At 62.3% G+C, this 19,134-nt stretch carries 17 protein-coding genes; 15 read left to right on the plus strand and 2 right to left on the minus strand.

Features of this window, described 5'->3' with window-relative positions; all coding sequences use genetic code 11:
• The first annotated feature begins 71 nt into the window (after positions 1 to 71).
• The 5 genes from glnA to rpoS all read left to right on the plus strand — a co-directional run bounded on the left by glnA (position 72) and on the right by rpoS (position 4,688).
• Positions 72 to 1,487, plus strand: coding sequence for a glutamate--ammonia ligase (gene glnA / locus F6A13_RS02625; RefSeq protein ID WP_113526883.1), 1,416 nt, complete (start codon positions 72 to 74; stop codon positions 1,485 to 1,487).
• A 143-nt stretch (positions 1,488 to 1,630) separates the two neighbouring features.
• Complete coding sequence (locus F6A13_RS02630) at positions 1,631 to 2,200, plus strand: DUF4124 domain-containing protein (protein ID WP_113526882.1); 570 nt, start codon at positions 1,631 to 1,633, stop codon at positions 2,198 to 2,200.
• Between the two features lie 100 nt (positions 2,201 to 2,300).
• Positions 2,301 to 3,053, plus strand: coding sequence for a 5'/3'-nucleotidase SurE (gene surE / locus F6A13_RS02635; RefSeq protein WP_012536155.1), 753 nt, complete (start codon positions 2,301 to 2,303; stop codon positions 3,051 to 3,053).
• Entirely contained in the window at positions 3,035 to 3,763 is a 729-nt protein-coding gene (locus F6A13_RS02640) for a protein-L-isoaspartate(D-aspartate) O-methyltransferase (protein ID WP_151528020.1), read from the plus strand. Before surE ends, F6A13_RS02640 begins: the two co-directional genes overlap by 19 nt.
• Complete coding sequence (rpoS, locus tag F6A13_RS02645; RefSeq protein ID WP_113526880.1) at positions 3,735 to 4,688, plus strand: RNA polymerase sigma factor RpoS; 954 nt, start codon at positions 3,735 to 3,737, stop codon at positions 4,686 to 4,688. Before F6A13_RS02640 ends, rpoS begins: the two co-directional genes overlap by 29 nt.
• Before the next feature lie 22 nt (positions 4,689 to 4,710).
• Here the strand turns inward: rpoS and F6A13_RS02650 are convergent, their stop codons facing one another.
• Positions 4,711 to 5,085, minus strand: coding sequence for an Mth938-like domain-containing protein (locus tag F6A13_RS02650; protein ID WP_113526879.1), 375 nt, complete (start codon positions 5,083 to 5,085; stop codon positions 4,711 to 4,713).
• A gap of 94 nt (positions 5,086 to 5,179) precedes the next feature.
• On the opposite strand from F6A13_RS02650, the gene alaC reads away from it, so the two are divergent.
• From alaC to F6A13_RS02695, 9 genes are all read left to right on the plus strand, one after another.
• A complete protein-coding gene (gene alaC, locus F6A13_RS02655; protein ID WP_113526878.1) occupies positions 5,180 to 6,361 on the plus strand; it encodes an alanine transaminase in 1,182 nt (393 codons plus the stop codon).
• Positions 6,361 to 7,683, plus strand: coding sequence for a homoserine dehydrogenase (locus F6A13_RS02660; RefSeq protein ID WP_126604902.1), 1,323 nt, complete (start codon positions 6,361 to 6,363; stop codon positions 7,681 to 7,683). The genes alaC and F6A13_RS02660 overlap by 1 nt, the downstream gene beginning before the upstream one ends.
• A 51-nt stretch (positions 7,684 to 7,734) precedes the next feature.
• Positions 7,735 to 8,865 carry a threonine synthase gene (thrC, locus tag F6A13_RS02665; RefSeq protein WP_126604904.1) on the plus strand — a complete coding sequence of 377 codons (1,131 nt, stop codon included), beginning with the start codon at positions 7,735 to 7,737 and terminating at the stop codon, positions 8,863 to 8,865.
• Positions 8,865 to 9,830, plus strand: coding sequence for a hypothetical protein (locus tag F6A13_RS02670; RefSeq protein WP_126604906.1), 966 nt, complete (start codon positions 8,865 to 8,867; stop codon positions 9,828 to 9,830). Before thrC ends, F6A13_RS02670 begins: the two co-directional genes overlap by 1 nt.
• Positions 9,831 to 11,612 (plus strand): single-stranded-DNA-specific exonuclease RecJ, encoded by a 1,782-nt coding sequence (locus tag F6A13_RS02675; RefSeq protein WP_126604908.1) that lies wholly within the window; start codon positions 9,831 to 9,833, stop codon positions 11,610 to 11,612.
• A 145-nt stretch (positions 11,613 to 11,757) separates the two neighbouring features.
• Positions 11,758 to 12,856 (plus strand): peptide chain release factor 2 gene (prfB, locus tag F6A13_RS02680; protein ID WP_126604910.1). Its coding sequence is split into 2 segments (ribosomal slippage): positions 11,758 to 11,832 and positions 11,834 to 12,856, totalling 1,098 coding nucleotides; the frame shifts between segments, so codons are not numbered across the junction.
• A gap of 37 nt (positions 12,857 to 12,893) precedes the next feature.
• Positions 12,894 to 14,384, plus strand: a complete 1,491-nt coding sequence (gene lysS / locus F6A13_RS02685; protein ID WP_113526871.1) for a lysine--tRNA ligase — start codon at positions 12,894 to 12,896, stop codon at positions 14,382 to 14,384.
• Positions 14,381 to 15,625, plus strand: coding sequence for a lipoprotein-releasing ABC transporter permease subunit (locus F6A13_RS02690; RefSeq protein ID WP_113526870.1), 1,245 nt, complete (start codon positions 14,381 to 14,383; stop codon positions 15,623 to 15,625). The genes lysS and F6A13_RS02690 overlap by 4 nt, the downstream gene beginning before the upstream one ends.
• Positions 15,618 to 16,313 (plus strand): ABC transporter ATP-binding protein, encoded by a 696-nt coding sequence (locus F6A13_RS02695; RefSeq protein WP_126604912.1) that lies wholly within the window; start codon positions 15,618 to 15,620, stop codon positions 16,311 to 16,313. The genes F6A13_RS02690 and F6A13_RS02695 overlap by 8 nt, the downstream gene beginning before the upstream one ends.
• Here the strand turns inward: F6A13_RS02695 and F6A13_RS02700 are convergent.
• Positions 16,310 to 16,870, minus strand: a complete 561-nt coding sequence (locus tag F6A13_RS02700; RefSeq protein WP_113526868.1) for a DUF2062 domain-containing protein — start codon at positions 16,868 to 16,870, stop codon at positions 16,310 to 16,312. The genes F6A13_RS02695 and F6A13_RS02700 overlap by 4 nt on opposite strands.
• On the opposite strand from F6A13_RS02700, the gene F6A13_RS02705 reads away from it, so the two are divergent.
• A complete protein-coding gene (locus tag F6A13_RS02705) occupies positions 16,870 to 19,065 on the plus strand; it encodes a ComEC/Rec2 family competence protein (RefSeq protein WP_225981920.1) in 2,196 nt (731 codons plus the stop codon). The genes F6A13_RS02700 and F6A13_RS02705 overlap by 1 nt on opposite strands.
• Positions 19,066 to 19,134 lie beyond the last annotated feature (69 nt).

Raw genomic sequence — 19,134 nt, forward strand, 5'->3', positions numbered from 1 at the left:
TAGTCTGGTATGAATTTTGTTAAGAGAGTTTGTTTCGGGTCGTACATATTTCTTGATTGGAGGAGAAGCAAATGGGTTACAGCCCCAGTGATGTGGTCAAATTGATTCAGGAAAAAGACATCAAGTTCATTGATTTCCGTTTTACGGATACCAAGGGTAAGGAGCAGCACGTCTCCGTTCCCGGGCATGTCATCGAAGAAGACACCTTTACCGAAGGCAAGGCTTTTGACGGCTCCTCCATCGCCGGCTGGAAGGGCATCAACGAGTCCGACATGATTCTTCTGCCTGACCCGGATTCTGCGGTGCTCGACCCCTTTATGGATGAAACCACGCTTCTTCTCCGCTGCGACGTCATCGAGCCCGCCACTGGTCAGGGCTATGAGCGCGATCCCCGCTCCGTGGCCAAGCGCGCCGAAATCTACCTGAAGAGCACCGGTATTGCCGACACGTCTTTCTTCGGTCCCGAAAACGAATTCTTCGTATTCGATTCCGTGACCTGGAATATCGATATGAGTGGTTGCGCCTACAAGGTAGACGCCGAAGAAGCCGCCTGGAATTCGGGCAAGGAATATGAATCCGGCAATATGGGCCATCGCCCCGGCGTGAAGGGGGGGTATTTCCCGGTTCCGCCGGTGGACTCCGCTCAGGACCTGCGCTCGGCCATGTGCCTGGCCATGGAAGAGATGGGTCTGAAAGTGGAAGTCCATCACCATGAGGTGGCCACGGCCGGGCAGCACGAAATCGGCGTCGGTTTCAATACGCTGACCCGCAAGGCGGATGAGGTGCAGATCCTCAAGTATGTCGTCCACAACGTGGCGGCGGCCTACGGCCAGACGGCCACCTTCATGCCCAAGCCCGTCGTCGGTGACAACGGCAGCGGCATGCACGTCCACCAGTCCCTCGGCAAGGACGGCAAGAACATCTTCGCGGGAGATCTGTACGGCGGATTGTCGGAAATCGCGCTGTATTACATCGGCGGCATCATTAAACACGCGAAGGCGGTCAATGCGTTGACCAACCCCAGTACCAACAGCTACAAGCGTCTGGTACCTCATTTCGAGGCCCCGGTGCTACTCGCCTACTCCGCCAAGAACCGTTCGGCATCCATCCGCATTCCCTACGTCAACAGTCCCAAGGCACGGCGCATCGAAGTGCGTTTTCCGGACTCTACCGCCAACCCCTACCTGGCATTCTCTGCCATGCTGATGGCGGGTCTGGACGGTATCCAGAACAAAATCCATCCCGGCGACGCCATGGACAAGAATCTTTACGACCTGCCCGCCGAGGAACAGGCCAATATCCCCGGTGTGGCCGCCTCTCTGGAAGAAGCCCTGCGTGCCCTGGAAGCCGACCATGACTTCCTCATGAAGGGTGGGGTGTTCTCCGAGAGCTGGCTGGAAGGATATCTGGACGTGAAATGGGCCGAAGTGCAGACCCTGCGCGTGACCACCCATCCGGTGGAGTTCCAGATGTACTACAGTCTCTGAGACCGGGTACTCCCTGCCGTTGCGGTCTTTCCCCCGGTATCATCAGCCCCGTGCTTTAGGCGGGGCTTTTTTTATGCCACCTTGACAATACGGGGCTTGGCGACCATATACGGAAATGCCGCGCTGGTCAGGAGAACAGGCTGATGAAGTACAGGGAATCCCCTTTTACGTCCGGTAAAGGTGAATCAAAGCATTTAGCAACGGCGGGAGCGTGTATTTTCCTGTCGGCCTTTCTGATCAGCACTTCCGTGGATGCATCAACCATTTATCGCTGGGTGGGTGGCGGTGGCGTAGTCAGCTACGGTGAAACTCCGCCGCCGGGTGCCAAAGGCGTCGAACAGATTTCCGGGGCGCCACAGGTTTCGGCCAGTACGCCGATGCCTGGGTCGGTGGTCGCCGGTGCCACTTCGACGCCGGAACCCGCCGTGCCCACGCCCGCCGCCCGGCCTGCGGCGAACCCGGCATTGAAGCGTCTGCAGGGGGAATTGCTCGCGGCGCGGCTGACCCTGATTCAGGCGACAAAAGACTATGAGCAGGGCAAGGCCATCCGCACCGGAAATGAGCGCAATTATGCGCGCTACCTGGAGCGGGTAAACGGCCTGAAACAGGTGATGGATGCGGCGCAGTTGCGGGTATTGTTGCTGCAGCGGCAGATTCAGCAGGTGCAGAATGAAAACCCGGCGCCAGCGGCGTCAGCGCGCGCGGCGCATTAGTCTGCGGGGAGTGGTGCGTGCGCGGAGGAGGATAGACCCGGAGGCGTATCGTAGCTTACTATAACGCCAAAGTAGTCACTGCCTGCCTTTTGGAGACCTGATGCCGCGTTTCTTGATTAGTAACGACGATGGTTATCTGGCACCGGGACTGGCGGCACTTGCGGAAGCGATAAAGCCTTTGGGCGATCTGGAAGTACTGGCGCCGGAGCAGGACCGGAGCGGCGCCAGCAACTCCCTCACCCTGGACCGGCCTCTGCGGATGCGCACCGGGCTCAACGGATTTCACTATCTGATCGGCGGTACGCCTACCGACTGCGTTCACCTCGCAGTCACCGGAATTTTCGCGGAAACACCGGATATGGTAATCTCGGGCATCAACCGGGGAGCCAACATGGGGGACGATGTGCTCTACTCAGGCACCGTGGCCGCAGCCACCGAGGGGCGTTTCCTGGGGCTGCCCGCCATGGCGGTTTCCTTGGCCGGGCGCGATTGCACCCACTTTTCGACTGCGGCGCGGGTCGCCGCCAAACTGGTGACCGGGGTGCTGAGTCACGCGCTGCCTGCCGATACCATCCTCAATGTGAACGTGCCGGATTTGCCCTACGATGAAATCCGTGGATTTGAAGTGACGCGCCTGGGGCGTCGCCACAAGAGCGACATGGTGATACCGGCGGCGGATCCCCGCGGCGATCCCGTTTACTGGATTGGCCCTTCCGGGCGTGAAGCAGACGCCGGTCCCGGTACCGACTTTGACGCAGTGCGTCGCGGTTATGTTTCCATTACCCCGCTGGACCTGGATATGACCCGTTACAATTTTCTGGAGGGCTTGAGTCAATGGCTGCTTCGTTGCTAGCCCTGAGTCGTGAAGTCGGCATGATTTCCCCGCGCACGCGGGGAAGAATGGTGCTCCGTCTGCGCGCGGACGGCATCCGTGATGAGCGGGTGCTGGACGCGATGAACCGGGTTCCGCGTCATCGCTTTGTCGCCCAGGCACTGGCGGGACGGGCCTATGAGCCGGTATCGCTGCCCATTGGTTACGGGCAGACCATCTCCCAGCCCTGGATGGTGGCGCGGATGATGGAAGCGATTCTGGAGGAGCGGGAGGAGGTCCCCCGGCGAGTGCTGGAGATCGGTACAGGGTCTGCTTACCAGACCGCCGTGCTGGCGGAGCTAGGGGCGGAGGTCTTCAGTATCGAGCGTATCGGCCCGCTGCAAGAAAGGGCGACCGCATTGCTGGGCAGGCTGGGCTATCGCCAGGTGCATCTGCAGCATGGCGATGGCAGCGGCGGCTGGCCGGAAAAAGCCCCCTTTGACGCAATTGTCATTACCGCTGCCGTGCCCTGCGCACTGGCGCCCCTTTACCGCCAGTTGTGCGCCGGAGGCAGTCTGGTAATGCCGGTGGAGGAGGGAGGGGGGCAGCATTTGCAGGTCAGTCATTGGGATGGTAACGCTGCGCGGGTGATCGCGCTGGGCAGTTGCCATTTTGTCCCCTTGCTAGCGGGTACCGTTTCTGTGGCCTCAGGAGAGTGTGCGGATGATAAACGCGATCGGAGACGAGGATGAGGACGGGGGGGGTCCAGATGCATCCCCGATATCGGAACAGGACGAGGATGCTCCGGAAAAGATCGATGGAGCGGAAGATTTCGGCGAGACGCCCGACTGGGATGCCACCCGCTGTTATCTTCGGGAGATCGGACACAGCCCGCTGCTGACAGCGGAGCAGGAAGTGACCCTGGGGCGCCTGGTGCAGGCTGGCGATCAGGCTGCGCGTTGCACCATGATAGAGAGCAATCTCCGCCTGGTAGTAAAAGTGGCGCGACACTACCTCAACCGGGGCTTGCCACTTCTGGACCTGATCGAAGAGGGCAACCTCGGGCTGATCCGTGCGGTGGAGAAATTTGATCCGGAACGCGGCTTTCGCTTCTCTACCTATGCGACCTGGTGGATTCGTCAGAATATCGAGCGGGCGCTGATGAATCAGACTCGCACCATCCGCCTGCCCATTCACGTGATGAAGGAACTCAGCGCGGTGCTGCGCGTCACCCGCTGTCTTGCACAAACTCTGCAGCGGGACCCGACGCCGGAAGAGGTGGCAGAAGCTTTGGATCGTTCCGTCGACGCGGTCCGCGATTGCCTGGAAATGGATGGCCGGGTGACAAGCCTGGATATGCCCTACGGCAGGGGGTCGGATCGTTCCCTGGCCGACCTGGTGGCAGACACCAACGCAGTAGGCGTGGAACAGCGGCTGGAGAACCAGAGTCTTTCCCGACAGGTGCACCATTGGATTGCGACCATGGCCGAAAAACATCGCCTCGTGCTGCTCTGGCGCTTCGGGCTGGACGGTACGGACGGGGCGACGTTGGAAGAGGTGGGCTCCCGCCTCGGCATTACCCGGGAGCGGGTGCGCCAGATTCAGGTGGAGGCGCTGCTGGTGTTGCGCCAGCGCATCGAAGCGGAAGGGTTGGCACCCGAGGGCCTGTTCGGTTGACGCCTGGCCGATTCCGCAGATTTCAGGCCACGGGCGGCAACAGCGCAGCGATGACCATGCGATCTTCGGCCAGCAGGATGTTGTAGGTGCGGCAGGCGGCGCTGGTGTCCATCACCTCCACCGCCAGTCCGGCGGTGCGCAGGGCGCGCAGCAACTCCAGCGGAAAATGCTGATGCTTGCCGGTGCCCAGCAGCATGATATCGGGCCGGCGTGTCACGACCTCGTCAAAGTGCGAGAGTTCAAGGGCGTCGGCATGTTCCGGCCCCCAGGGACTGTGCAGCCACTCGGCGCCGACCAGCAGCCCCTGTCCGTAATTTTCGCCGTGAATGACGATGCCCTGCGGCCCGTAGGCATGGATGACATTGCGATGGGTGTCGCGCTGCAGATGTAATTTCATGAGATTCTTCCCCTGCGCGGATTGACAGGCCCGCGCCGCCTCTCTATTGTTCATCGGTTTCGGCATTCGCTACAACCCTGAAGGCCCACGCCACATGAACAGTGACTTTGAACGTATCCGTCGTCTGCCCCCCTACGTGTTTAACATCGTTACGGACCTCAAGAATCAGGCCCGCAAGCGGGGCGAGGATATCATCGACTTTGGTATGGGGAACCCCGACCAGCCCACGCCGCAGTACATCGTCGATAAGCTCTGTGAAACGGCACAACGGGGTGACACCCATCGCTACAGCGTGTCGCGCGGCATTCCCCGCCTGCGCCGCGCCATTACGACCTGGTATGAGCGCCGTTACGGTGTGCAGCTCGATCCCGAGTCCGAGGCCATCGTCACCATCGGTTCCAAGGAGGGCATCGCCCACCTGGCACTGGCGACCGTGGGCCCCGGCGATACGGTGCTGGTGCCCAGCCCGACTTATCCCATCCACCCCTACGGTTTCGTGATAGCGGGCGCCGATGTGCGCCATGTGCCGATGCTACCGGGGGTGGATTTTTTCGAAGAACTGGAAAAAGCGGTCAGGGCGGCGTGGCCGAAGCCGAAGATGCTGGTGATCAACTTCCCCCACAATCCGACGGCGGCGGTCGTGGATCTGGACTTTTTCGCGCGGATCGTGGCGTTTGCCAAGGAACACCGTATTTGGGTGGTGCATGATCTGGCCTATGCGGATATCGTCTTTGATGGCTATAAAGCGCCGAGCTTTTTGCAGGTGCCAGGGGCCAAGGACGTGGGCGTCGAGTTCTTCACCCTTTCCAAGAGCTACAACATGCCCGGCTGGCGGGTGGGCTTTGCGGTGGGAAACCCGAAGCTGGTGGGCGCCCTGGCGCGGATGAAGAGTTATCTGGATTACGGCACCTTTACCCCCATTCAGGTGGCAGCCATCACCGCGTTGGAAGGGCCGCAGGACTGTGTTGAAGACATCCGCCTGATGTACGAGCAGCGCCGCGACGTGCTCTGCGAGGGGCTGGACGCCGCGGGCTGGGCAGTCGACAAGCCCAAGGCGACCATGTTCGTCTGGGCGCGGATTCCCGAATCGCTGCGCAGGATGGGCTCGCTGGAATTCTCCAAGCTGGTACTGGACCGCGCCAAGGTGGCGGTAAGTCCGGGGATCGGTTTCGGTGACCTGGGCGACGAATATGTGCGGTTCGGGCTGGTGGAGAATGAGCACCGTACCCGTCAGGCTATCCGCGGCATTAAACACCTGTTTCGTGAGGATCTGTAATGGCGGAGGATATGGCCCCGGTACGGATCGGTATTCTTGGCATGGGCACTGTCGGCCAGGGAACGGTGCGGGTGCTGGAGCGCAATGCCGAAGAAATCACCCGTCGGGTCGGGCGGGAGCTACGGGTGGTCCATGCGGCGGCGCGTAATCCGGCGCGTTTGGAAGGATTGGGGCTGGATGCGCGGATCAGCAGCGATCCCTGGGCGGTGGTACGTGATCCCGAAGTGGATGTGATCGTCGAAGTGATGGGTGGGCAGGAACCTGCCCTGAGCCTGCTGCTGGCGGCTATCGCGGCGGGTAAACATGTGGTGACCGCCAACAAGGCCCTGCTGGCCGAGCATGGCAACGAGATTTTCGCGGCGGCGCAGGCGCAGGGGGTGATGGTTGCTTTCGAGGCGGCGGTGGCGGGTGCCATTCCCATCATCAAGGCGATCCGCGAGGGGCTGGCGGGCAACCGCATTCAGTGGCTGGCGGGCATTATCAACGGCACCAGCAACTACATCCTCTCCCAGATGTTCCACGCAGGTTGGGACTTTCAGCAGGCCCTGGCTGAGGCGCAGCGGCTGGGTTATGCCGAGGCCGATCCGGGGCTGGATGTGGATGGCGGCGATGCCGCGCACAAGATTACCTTGATGGCGTCCATTGCTTTCGGTATTCCGGTGGATTTCGCCCATTGTCATGTGGAAGGCATCCGTGCGCTGGAACGGACCGATGTGGCCTATGCCGCCGATCTGGGCTATCGCATCAAGTTGCTGGGTATTGCGCGGCGCCGCGCGGATGGCGTCGAGTTGCGGGTACATCCGACCCTGATTCCCCATAGCCATCTGCTGGCCAATGTGGAGGGACCCTTCAACGCGATTCTGGTGGAGAGCGATGCGGCGGGGCAGAGCCTTTATTATGGACGCGGTGCGGGCGGCGATCCAACAGCCAGCGCCGTGGTGGCAGATTTGGTGGATGTGGCGCGGACCATGACCGCCGATCCCAGCAACCGGGTGCCCCATCTCGCCTTCCAGCCCGATGCCATGAGTGCCTTGCCGCTGCTGCCCATGGCCGAGGTGGAGAGCGCTTACTATCTGCGCATCCACGCCCATAACCGTGCCGGTGTGCTGGCACAGGTGGCGACGATGTTGGCGGAATATGAGATTTCCATCGAAGCGTTGGTGCAGAAAGAGACGCCGGAGGCAGACAGTGTGCCCATCGTCCTGCTGCTGCACCGCTGCCGGGAGGGTGACCTGGAGCAGGCCATCGCCCGCATGGAAGCCCTGCCAGTGGTCGTTCAGCCCATACTGCGCCTGCGCGTCGAGAGTTTGGCGGAAGGGTGATCCGGCAGCTACACCGAATTTTGGCATTTCATCTTAAATCAGGATAACTTCATGACCCGTTATACCGGCATTATCGACCATTACCGCGCCTTTCTGCCCCTGGCTCCCGAGACTCCGGCGGTGAGCTTGGGTGAGGGCAATACGCCGCTGATCGAATGCATCAATCTGCCCCGCCAGCTTGGTCTCGACATCCGCCTTTTCCTCAAATTCGAGGGCCTGAATCCCACCGGCTCCTTCAAGGACCGTGGTATGGCCATGGCGGTGACCAAGGCCAAGGAAGACGGCAGCGAAATGGTGATCTGCGCCTCCACCGGCAACACTTCGGCGGCAGCGGCGGCCTATGCGGCGCGGGCGGGAATGCGCGCCTTCGTAGTGATCCCGGAAGGCAAGATTGCCCTCGGCAAGCTCTCTCAGGCGATGATGCATGGTGCCATGGTGTTGCAGATTCGTGGCAACTTCGATGTGGGCATGCAGATCGTCCAGGAAGTGGCGGCCAATGCACCGATCACCCTGGTGAATTCGGTGAACCCTTACCGCTTGCAGGGTCAGAAGACGGCGGCCTTCGAGATCATCGAAGCATTGGGTGAAGCGCCCGATTATCATGCCCTGCCGGTGGGTAATGCCGGCAATATCACCGCCCACTGGATGGGTTATTGTGAAGCCACCGACGGGCGGACCGACAAGTCCCAGTCTTTGACCGCCTGCTGCAAGTTCTGTAATGGCACCTGTAGCTACGGTCACGGTAAGGTGGGAAAACGACCGAAGATGCTGGGTTTTCAGGCAGCAGGCAGTGCCCCCTTCATCGTCGGCCACTATGTGAAGGACCCCGAGACCATCGCCACGGCCATCCGTATCGGCCACCCCATGTCCTGGGATCAGGCGCATCGGGTGCAGGCGGAAAGCGGCGGTTGGTTTGGCGGGCATAGCGATGCCGAGATTCTGGAGGCGCAGCGCTGGCTGGCGCAATATGAGGGCGTTTTCTGCGAACCGGCCTCGGCGACTTCGGTGGCGGGGGTGGTTGCTGCGGCCCGCGCCGGAAAGATGGAAGCGGGCGCAACGGTAGTCTGTACCCTCACCGGGCATGGCCTGAAAGATCCCGATACCGCCATCGCTCAGGGTGGCGAAGTGTTCACCGTGGACGCCAGTCTGGAGGCGGTGCAGCGCGCCATCCTGGATCGCTGATGGCGGATCTCTGCCTCTGGCTGTCGGGATTGCGCGGCGTGCCGGAGGATGACCTGGGCGCGGTGTTGCCGCGTTACTGGGGGCGTGGGCGGGCGGAGCGGTTGACGGCTGGCTCCTCTCTGGAGGTGGCGGGGCATTTGCTGGGTTTCGGGGGCTTGTTGCCCGCCGCGGCATTGCTTGCGGAGTCCGAGGGTATAGCGACCGCAGGGCACTGGGTCATCGCCCTGGAGCCGGTGACGTTTCGCGGTCAGGCGGGGCGGGCGGTGTTACAGCCTCTGCCGGGTCTGGTTGAGGACTCGGCAGAGGCGCTCTTCGCGGCGGCGGTGGCGCATATGGCGGATGCGCCCTGGACTCTGCGGCGCGGTGCCAGGCGCTGGTATGCGCTGGCCACCGCTACGCCCGACCTGCACTGCCCCGATCCCGAACGAGTCTGGGGCCGCGAGCCCCTGGCCTTGCAAGTCACTGGTGCCGATGCCCGGCGCTGGAATGCCTTCCTCAATGAGTTGCAGATGCTCCTCGCCGCCCATCCCGTCAATCAGGATATCGATGCCAGCGGGCAGGACTCCTGGTGTCTGTTCTGGGCCTGGGGGGAGGGGCGATTGCCTTCTGTGCGGCCCATTCCGAAGTGGAAGATCGTGGCGGCGGAGGCCGACTATCTGCAGGCTGCGGCCGGCTGGCTCGGCCTGCCGCTATCCTATTCCAAAGTGTTGCAGGCCGCGACGGAACTGCCCGATGATCTGCTCTGGGTCTGGTCCGGGGCCTGGCTCTACCCGGATACGGCGAAATCCTTTGCGGCGCTGGTCCCGGCCCTGCGATCCCTGTGGCGGAGTGACGGGCGCCTGGAGTGCTTGACGGGTGTGCTCGCCAGCGGCGGTATAGAGCGCCTTACGCTTCGTCGTGCGGATCGCTGGCGCTTCTGGCGCAGACCGGCCCGGCCCGGCCATGCGCTGCCGGGAGTCTGGTAGATGGCTGCGGAAGCCGTTCGTGTTGTCGATCGTCCTGTGGCAGCGGCGATATTGCGCGCGGCTCTGGAACTCGGATACACCCCGCTCCAGGCCCGGATCATCGCCGGCAGATTGAGTGATGCGGATGTGGCGAAGCTGCCGGCTTTGCTGAATCTGCAGTTGAGTGGCCTCACCCCGCCCGACCTGCTCCCCGATATCGACATCGCTTCTGAATGTATCGTCTCCGCCATAAAACAAGGGTTGCCCATCCTCCTGATTTCCGACTTCGATGCCGATGGCGCTTCGGCCCACGCGGTGCTGAAGTTTGCGTTCCGGGATTATTTCGGCGTCCCGGAAGCGCGGATTCACAGCTATATCGGACATCGTCTGCGCGATGGTTACGGCGTCACCGAAACCCTGACGGACCGCATCATCGCGGAGGCCCCCCACCCCGCTTTGATCATTACCGCGGATCAGGGGAGCACGGATCACGAACGGATCGCCCGGCTGCGGGATCATGGTTTTACCGTCATCGTCACGGATCATCACGGTGTGCCCGCGGATGGGCCGCCCCCTGCAGCCGTGGCTTGCGTAAACCCGGTGCGCGAGGATTCGGCGTTTCCCGATCCTTACATCGCGGGCGTGCAGGTGGCATGGCTGCTGTGCTGCGCGGTTCGCCAGCGATTGATTCAGGACGGCCATCTTCCCGTCAGTGCGCCAAAACTCGGCGCTCTTTTGGATCTGGTTGCCCTGGGAACCATGGCCGACTGCGTCAATCTGGCGCGATCCACCAATAACAAGGCGATTATCGCCCGCGGACTGGCGATCATGAACGCGCCGGCGGCGCGGCCCGCCTGGCAGGCACTGTATGTCGCCACGAATTGCAAAGGCCCCATTACCGCCGCTACCCTGGCATTCAGTTTTGCGCCCGTCATCAACGCCCGCGGACGCCTGGATTCGGCGCTGGGCAGTGTGGATCTGCTCATGAGTGATAGCGTCCCGGTGGCGGAAGGACTGGCGCTGCATTTTGTGGAGCACAACACCGAACGTAAGGCGGTCCAGTCGAACATGCTGCAACGAAGCGCAAAACAGGCGGTACAGCAGGTTCGGGATGGCGCGGCGGCGATTACGATCTTTGATCCCGAAGGCCACGCGGGTGTCCACGGCATTTGTGCGGCGCGACTGGCGGAGTCCTTTGGCAGACCCGTCGCTTATTTCTCGCCCAAGGCCGAGGGCGAACATATCACCGCCTCGCTGAGAACCGTGCATGGCTTTCATGTGCGGGATGCCCTGGCGGAGATAGCCGGCCGTTATCCCGATGATTTCATCGCCTGGGGTGGACATGCCGGCGCCGGCGGGGTGACCTTGAAGCGCGATGGTCTGCGGCGCTTTGCGGAAGCGTGGGCCTCTATCGCCGCAAGCGCATTGCGTGACCAGAGGGCCGGTCCGGAGATTGTCACCGATGGTCCTCTGGAGGTGGCTCCCAGCTTCGCCGTTGTGGAAGAACTGGCGGTCCTGGAACCCTTTGGTCGCCAATGGGAGCACCCCGTTTTCAGAAGCCACGGCCGGATTGAACAGGTCCGCCCGGTAGGCGACGGCAGGCATCTGAAACTGGTCGTGAAAATAGATGCGACGGGCTACGACGCCATCTGGTTCGGCGCCGTGGAAAATGGCGTCTGCCCGGTCGAAGTCGGGCAGACGGTACTCATGGCTTACGAACTGGATGTGAATACATTCCGGGATACGACTACCCTGCAATTGCGGATTCGGCATATGGCGCTGGTCGGCGACCAGCCGGTTTAGCCAATAATTCCAATTTGGAATCCCGCCTGCGGAAAAACACTGCTGGAGATCAGCGCCGAAACTGCGCATAATTACGGCCTTTGCGTGCAGGGCAACCGGGTGCGCGGGTATGGCCCTGACGCAGCCGGATGGAAAAGGAAGAATCATGAGAGAAGTGAATGAGATGCGTGCGCTGCACGAAGATCTCCAGGTCCGCGTCGCGGGCCTGAGGGGGTATCTTTGACCTCGAAGAAAAGCGCGCTCGCCTAGAAGAAGTTCAACGGGAGCTGGAAGACCCGACCATCTGGAACAACGCCGAAAAGGCTCAGGAGCTGGGTCGCGAACGGTCTGCTCTGGAAGCCATCATCACGCCCATGGACAAGCTCACCGCGAGTCTCGCCGATGGCGGCGAGATGCTGGAATTGGCCCTGAGCGAGCAGGACGAAGAACTCCTCGCCGCAGTCGATGCGGATCTCGACACCGCGCTGGCCATGGTCGAGAAGCTGGAATTTCAGCGCATGTTCTCCGGCGCGCAGGATGCGGCAAACTGCTTTGTGGATATTCAGGCCGGCGCGGGCGGCACCGAGGCGCAGGACTGGGCGGAAATGATTTTGCGCATGTATCTGCACTGGGCCGAGTCCCATGGCTTTGCGGCGGAACTGGTGGAGGTCTCCGAGGGGGAAGTGGCGGGCATCAAGTCGGCCAGCATCCATGTGCGCGGTGACCACGCCTTCGGCTGGCTGCGTACCGAAACCGGCGTCCATCGCCTGGTGCGCAAATCGCCTTTCGACTCCGGCAATCGCCGTCATACCAGCTTCGCCAGCGTCTTTGTTTATCCCGAAATTGACGATAGTTTCGAGGTGGATATCAATCCGGCAGACCTCAAGGTGGACACCTACCGGGCCAGCGGAGCGGGTGGTCAGCACATCAACAAGACCGACTCGGCCATTCGTATCACCCATGTGCCCTCGGGCATTGTCGTGGCCTGCCAGACCGACCGCTCGCAGCACAAGAACCGGGCCGAGGCCATGCGCATGTTGCGCTCCAAACTCTATGAGATGGAGATGCAGAAACGTGCCGTCGAGAAGCAGGCGCTGGAAGACAGCAAAAGCGATATCGGCTGGGGGCATCAGATTCGCTCCTATGTGCTGGACCAGTCGCGGATCAAAGACCTGCGCACCGGGGTCGAAGTGGGCGATACCCAGAAGGTGCTCGATGGGGCGCTGGATATATTCATTGAAGCGGCGTTGAAGGCTGGGTTGTAAGCGGTAGTCACTCGGTATTTCGCAGGAAGGGGACGGGATGGTGGATCAGGAACTCAATGACCAGATGCAGGTGCGGCGCGACAAGCTGGGACACTGGCGCAGCGAAGGCCATGCCTATCCCAACGGCTTCCGCCGCGATGCCCTGGCGGGCGACCTGCAGGAGCGTTATGGCGATATGGACGCCACGGCGCTGGAGCAGGAGCCCATCGAGGCGCGGCTCGGCGGGCGGCTGATGAGCCGCCGGGTGATGGGCAAGGCCAGTTTCGCCGACATTCAGGATCAGTCCGGGCGTATTCAACTCTTTGTCAGTCGCGATAACCTGGGCGAAGAGGTCTACGCGCGCTTCAAGGGCCTGGATTTGGGCGACATCATCGGTGTGGATGGTATCCTGTTCCGCACCAAGACCGGTGAATTGTCCCTGAAGGTGCATAGCCTGCAACTGCTGAGCAAGGCCCTGCGTCCGCTGCCGGAAAAATGGCACGGGCTCGCCGACCCGGAAACCCGCTTCCGCCAGCGTTATGTCGATCTGATCGTCACCGAGGCCACCCGCCGCACCTTCCAGATTCGTGCGGAAACGGTGGCGGCCCTGCGCGATGGCCTGCGCCAGCGCGGCTTTTATGAAGCGGAGACGCCCATGATGCAGCCGGTCCCCGGTGGTGCCACGGCGCGGCCCTTCGTTACCCACCACCATGCCCTCGACATGACCCTTTACCTGCGTATCGCCCCGGAGCTGTACCTCAAGCGGCTGGTGGTGGGTGGCATTGAGCAGGTCTTCGAGATCAACCGCAACTTCCGCAACGAAGGTATTTCCACTCGTCATAACCCCGAGTTCACCATGCTCGAATGGTACGAGGCCTACGCCGATCACGTGCGCGCCATGGATCTCACCGAGACGCTGATCCGCGCCGCGGCACAAGCGGCCCTGGGCACTACGGCGATCAGCTATCAAGGGCTGGAAATCGACCTCGGCAAACCCTTCCACCGCTTGACGGTGACGGAATCGGTGCGTGCCCATAACCCCGATCTGGCGGATGCGGATCTGCGGGACCCCGCAGTGCTGGCTGCCAAACTCGCGCAGTTGCACCTGCCCTGTCAGCCTGCCTGGGGCTGGGGCAAGCGTCTCATCGAAATCTTCGAGAAGACGGTGGAAGGCCAGCTCCAGCAGCCCACCTTCATCACCGAGTATCCCTTGGAAGTCAGTCCGCTGGCGCGCCGCAACGATCTCGACCCCGAGGTCACGGATCGTTTCGAGCTGATGATCGCCGGCCGCGAGCTGGCCAACGGCTTTTCCGAGTTGAACGACCCCGAAGACCAGGCCGCCCGCTTCCGGGCGCAGGTCGAGGCCAAGGATGCCGGGGACGAGGAGGCGATGTTCTTCGACGCCGACTATATCCGCGCCCTGGAATATGGCATGCCGCCGACCGCAGGGGTGGGGCTGGGCATCGACCGCCTGGTCATGTTGCTTGCCGACCAGCCCAGCATTCGCGAGGTGATTCTCTTCCCCCATCTGCGGCCGGAACAGTCATGAGGTTTTATGAGCTTTGGATCGGGCTGCGTTACACCCGCGCCAAGCGCCGCAATCACTTCATTTCCTTCATCACCGGCACGGCGATCATGGGCATGGTCATCGGGGTGGCCGCGCTTATCGCGGTCATGGCGGTGATGAATGGTTTCGACCATACCCTGCGTTCGCGGATTCTGGCGGTGACCTCCGATGTCATCATTCAGGGCAACGGGGTGCCGGTACTGGACTGGCCGACGGCGGTGAAGCGCCTTTCGACGGTTCCCGATGTGACCGGAGTGGCGCCCTATGTGCAGGCGCAGGCCATGCTCTCCCACGACGGGCTGGTCAGTGGCGCGGTGATCGAAGGCATCGACCCGGCGTTGGAGAACCGCGTCAACAAGCTCAACCAGGACATGAAAATGGGTGAGTTGCAGTCCCTGCAGACTCACCCCTGGAGTATCGTCCTCGGACGAGCCCTCGCGCGGCAACTGGGCGTGACCGTAGGGGACAAGATCACCCTGATTTCGCCGCAGGGGGGCGTGACCCCACTGGGGGTAACCCCCGCCCTGCGCCAGTTCACGGTGGTGGGGCTCTTTTCCGTCGGCATTTACGCCTACGACAGCGGCATGGCCTATATCAATCTGGGCGATGCGCAGCGGCTCTACGGGTTGAACCAGGGCGTGACGGGCCTGCGCATGCAGATCAAAGACCCCTTTGCTGCCCCGGCCTTCGCCGCCCATCTGCAACAGCAGCTTGGCGCCGCTTTTTATATCCAGGACTGGACTCAGACCCACGAGAACTTCTTCAAGGCCCTGAGCATGGAGAAACTGGTGATGTTTGTGATCCTGTCGCTGATCATTGCCGTCGCCGCCTTCAACATCGTGGCGACACTGGTGATGGTGGTCACCGATAAGGAAACGGATATCGCCATTCTCCGTACCATCGGCGTGACGCCACGCAGTATCATGCTGATTTTTATGGTTCAGGGCGGGATCATCGGACTCTTTGGCACGCTCCTCGGTGTCTTCTTCGGGGTGTTGCTGGCGTGGAATATTCCGACCCTGGTACCGGCCATCGAGCAGTTGTTTCACGTCCAGTTTATCTCGCCGGAGGTTTATTCCATCAGCCAGCTGCCCTCCAAGCTGGAGCCCTGGGACGTGATCCATGTGGCCATTGCCGCGCTCATCATGAGCTGGATAGCGACGTTGTATCCCTCCTGGCGCGCCTCTCGCGTCGCTCCTGCGGAGGCGTTGCGTTATGAGTGAGCAGATCATTCTTTCCGTCGAGCATCTGCGGCAGAGCTTCGCCATTGGCCGCGAGCGTCTGGAGGTCATCCGTGACATCAATCTGCAGGTGCACCGTGGCGAACGCTTGGCGATTGTCGGCGCCTCCGGGCAGGGCAAGAGCACACTGATGCACCTCATGGGTGGCCTGGAGCGCCCGTCCGGGGGTGGGGTACGGATCCTCGGTCAGGAGGTCTACAAACTCAGCGAATCGGCGCGCAGCCGTTTGCGTAATCAGAGTGTCGGTTTCGTCTATCAGTTACATCGTTTGCTGCCCGAGTTCACGGCACTGGAGAATGTCCTGCTCCCGCTCCTGATACGCCGGGTGCCGCGTCGCTCCGTAGAACCCTGGGGCAAGGAAATCCTGACCCGCGTCGGGCTGGGTGAACGTCTGGGTCACAAACCGGGCATGCTCTCCGGCGGCGAACGGCAAAGGGTGGCGCTGGCGCGTGCGCTGGTTACCCGCCCGGCACTGCTTCTCGCCGACGAACCCACCGGCAATCTCGACAGCGAGTCGGCGGAGAGTGTCCACCAACTGATGCTCGACCTCAATCAGGAACTGGGTACCGCACTGGTTATCGTCACCCATGAGCCGGCGCTGGCGGCACACATGGAGCACGTACTCCGGCTGCAGGATGGTGTCCTGCAGCCCCTGGACGCTATGCGCTAAAACCTGCTGCGCTGCAGGCGACGGCGCCGCAGCCGCCACAGTATCCAGATTCGCCAGCCACCGAGTACTCCAAAGTACAGTGCCAGGGCAAGCGCCCCGCCAAGAATGATGCTGCCCAGCCAGGTGAGGAGGTAGGCATGCCAGAGGCGGTCTCCCATGGCCATTACGCTGATCTGTCCATGGACCATGGCGTGGATATCCGCATAATGAATGGTGATGGGCGGGGCCAGCCCCAACTGGGTGAGCAGCCAGAACCCCAGTTCATAGGATGCGAAGAAAAAGGGCACGATGGTAAAGGGTCCCGTCACGATGAAAGGCATGACGACGCCGACGGGGATATAGGCGCGACGCCAGAGACTGATGAGCAGGATGCTCAGAACATGGCCAAAAAAGGGCAGGCTGCCGATAAAAGTGCCGATCGCGGCGGCACGGGCGACGTTGTGGCGATGGGGATGCCAGAGTACCGGGCGGGCCAGGTAATGGGTAAAGCGCCCCAGCGGTCGTTTGCTGAGGATGTCCTCGCGGGTGGGAAGGCGACAGAATGCAGGTAGGCGCAATGCGATATTTCCTGGTTTGTAAGGGGGCTAGTGTAGCCAAGCCGCTGCCCTGGGCCAAATCCTGGCCGTCCTTGCCGCTTCTGGTCATCGCGATAGGGCTGGGGCTGGGGTTTTTTCACAGTTTCCGGCAACTGCCTGCTTTGTGGATTCCGCTTGCCGTAGCGCTTCCCGGACTGCTCCTGGCTTGGAAATGGCGGCCTGCGCTGCTGCTGACCGTCGCCGCGGGGGCCTTTGCCTGGGGCATCTGGCAGGCCGAGCTGCGCCTCGCCGTACAGTGGCCGGTGGGCCAGGACTTCAGTGTCCGGGGGCGCATCGTTTCCATACCCCAATCGGGGGGCCGGGAATATCGCTTTCTGGTGGCGCCCGAGCACTGGTCGGCAGGGGCAGGTGCGGGCGCCCGGCCTGACACCATTCTCGTTCACGGCAATCTTCCGGAAGTCCCCGTAGTCGGGCAACGCTGGCAGTTGCGCTTGCACAGCGAATCTCTTGCCAGCCTGCCCGGCAGCCCCTTTGCGGACCTCGCCCGGCAGCGTTTTTGGGCCGGGGAGGGCGGGGTGGCACGGCTGCAGGATGCCCGGCTGTTGCCGGTTTCCCGCGTGAATCTCCAGGACGACATCGCGGTGGCCCGTGAGGCGGTGCTCCATGCCAGCAATATGGCCCTGAACCGCGAAGCGGCAGGTTTTGTGCAGGCGCTGAGTATTGGTGTCGGTAACCAGCTCCCGCCGGAGATCTGGCAGGTCTACCGGGATACGGGCACCGCCCACTTGCTGGTGATCTCCGGTTCCCACGTGGCCGCGGTCGCCGGACTGGCCCTGTGGCTCGGTCAGTGGCTATGGCGGCGTATCCCCTGGCTGGTCGCTCGCTGGCCGGCGCAGACGGCGGGAGTCCTCTGCAGCATCCCGGCGGCCTGGGGCTATGCCAGTTTTGCCGGCATGCAGATTCCCGGCGAGCGCGCCGCCTGGATGATCACGGCAGCGGCACTCGCCCATCTGCTGGGACGCCCAAACAATGCTTGGCAAGGGCTGTCCCTGGCCGCCCTGCTCATCGCCTTCGGAAACCCCGGCGCGCTGGTGGATGTGGGATTCTGGCTTTCTCTGGGCGCCGTGGCCGTGTTGGTGGCCATCGGTTATGGGGAAGGCGGCTGGCGCACGTTGCTGCGCAGCCAGTGGATGGTTTCCATTGCCCTGATGCCTTTACTAGCGGGACTCTTCGGACAAGTTTCCCTGATTTCCCCGATTGCAAACGTGTTGGTGATCCCGCTGGTCGAGATGCTTGCAGTGCCCCTGGCCTTGCTAGGCGCTTTTTTGGCACTGCTGGATCTGGAACTGCTCAGCCGCCTGCTCTTTCATCTGGTGGCGCTGGAAATGGACGCAGTGACCGCATTGCTGCGTATTCTGCTGCAGATCCCATTTGCGCGGGTCAGCACGGGTACGGGTCGCAGCTGGGCCTTGCTGGCGGCGGTGCTGGGGCTCGGCATCTTTTTTCTGCCGCCGGGCTGGCCGGGGCGCCCCCTGGCTTTGCTGGGCATGGTCCCGCTCCTGATCCCCGTCGGGGGTACCGCTGACCTGGAATTGCGTGCGCTGGATGCGGGATCCGGCATGCTGCTGTTCTGGCAGAAGGGGTCACAGAGCGGTATTTTCTCGGCAAATCTCTGGAAGGCGGCCAGTCGCCGCAGCGGCAGCCTCGCGCTTACGGCGGCGCTGCGCCAGCAGGGCGTGACACGGGTGGATGCATGGTTGCGCAGCGACATTTCCGCACCCCAGCCGCTACCTGTCGCTGTCCGTCAGTGGTGGCCGGCGGGAGCCCGCGATTATCCCGGAGGACCGCCGACATCGGCCTTCTGTCGGGCCGACGGCGGTGCACCGGCAGAGATGCATTTCCTGACCTTGAATGCACCTGTCCAGCCCTGCATAGTGACCTGGGGTGCCGGACCCGATGTGCTGATTCTGGGTGACGCCGATGCAGCGACGATCCGTCGTCTTGTCGCGGAGCACGGCGCCGCGTTGCATCGAGCGCAGGCCATCTTTGCCCCTGCCAGTCTGGGCAACACGGAAAGAGCGGCGTTAGCGGCCGCCACAGCGCAGGCGCGGGTCTTTTATCTGGGCGAGGGCAAGCCGGGCACATGGACCTGGCAGGCCGGGCGCTTGCGTCATGCCCTGCCGCCATCGCCCGCCTACTGGCAACCCGGCGCCTGAACGGGGACGCCTGCACGGGCCGGTCGCTGCCGTTTCCCGGGTGATATGCTATATTCCGGCTTCGTCACG

Origin of the sequence: Acidithiobacillus sp. 'AMD consortium', assembly GCF_008926505.1 — a bacterium.
In the GTDB taxonomy this organism is placed as follows: Bacteria; Pseudomonadota; Gammaproteobacteria; order Acidithiobacillales; family Acidithiobacillaceae; genus Acidithiobacillus; species Acidithiobacillus ferridurans.

What these genes read in the sequence shown, in the direction of transcription:
- glnA (WP_113526883.1), top strand. Translation starts at nt 72, where the DNA reads ATGGGTTACAGCCCCAGTGATGTGGTCAAATTGATTCAGGAAAAAGAC.
- F6A13_RS02630 (WP_113526882.1), top strand. Translation starts at nt 1,631, where the DNA reads ATGAAGTACAGGGAATCCCCTTTTACGTCCGGTAAAGGTGAATCAAAG.
- surE (WP_012536155.1), top strand. Translation starts at nt 2,301, where the DNA reads ATGCCGCGTTTCTTGATTAGTAACGACGATGGTTATCTGGCACCGGGA.
- F6A13_RS02640 (WP_151528020.1), top strand. Translation starts at nt 3,035, where the DNA reads ATGGCTGCTTCGTTGCTAGCCCTGAGTCGTGAAGTCGGCATGATTTCC.
- rpoS (WP_113526880.1), top strand. Translation starts at nt 3,735, where the DNA reads ATGATAAACGCGATCGGAGACGAGGATGAGGACGGGGGGGGTCCAGAT.
- F6A13_RS02650 (WP_113526879.1), bottom strand. Translation starts at nt 5,085, where the DNA reads ATGAAATTACATCTGCAGCGCGACACCCATCGCAATGTCATCCATGCC.
- alaC (WP_113526878.1), top strand. Translation starts at nt 5,180, where the DNA reads ATGAACAGTGACTTTGAACGTATCCGTCGTCTGCCCCCCTACGTGTTT.
- F6A13_RS02660 (WP_126604902.1), top strand. Translation starts at nt 6,361, where the DNA reads ATGGCGGAGGATATGGCCCCGGTACGGATCGGTATTCTTGGCATGGGC.
- thrC (WP_126604904.1), top strand. Translation starts at nt 7,735, where the DNA reads ATGACCCGTTATACCGGCATTATCGACCATTACCGCGCCTTTCTGCCC.
- F6A13_RS02670 (WP_126604906.1), top strand. Translation starts at nt 8,865, where the DNA reads ATGGCGGATCTCTGCCTCTGGCTGTCGGGATTGCGCGGCGTGCCGGAG.
- F6A13_RS02675 (WP_126604908.1), top strand. Translation starts at nt 9,831, where the DNA reads ATGGCTGCGGAAGCCGTTCGTGTTGTCGATCGTCCTGTGGCAGCGGCG.
- lysS (WP_113526871.1), top strand. Translation starts at nt 12,894, where the DNA reads ATGGTGGATCAGGAACTCAATGACCAGATGCAGGTGCGGCGCGACAAG.
- F6A13_RS02690 (WP_113526870.1), top strand. Translation starts at nt 14,381, where the DNA reads ATGAGGTTTTATGAGCTTTGGATCGGGCTGCGTTACACCCGCGCCAAG.
- F6A13_RS02695 (WP_126604912.1), top strand. Translation starts at nt 15,618, where the DNA reads ATGAGTGAGCAGATCATTCTTTCCGTCGAGCATCTGCGGCAGAGCTTC.
- F6A13_RS02705 (WP_225981920.1), top strand. Translation starts at nt 16,870, where the DNA reads ATGCGATATTTCCTGGTTTGTAAGGGGGCTAGTGTAGCCAAGCCGCTG.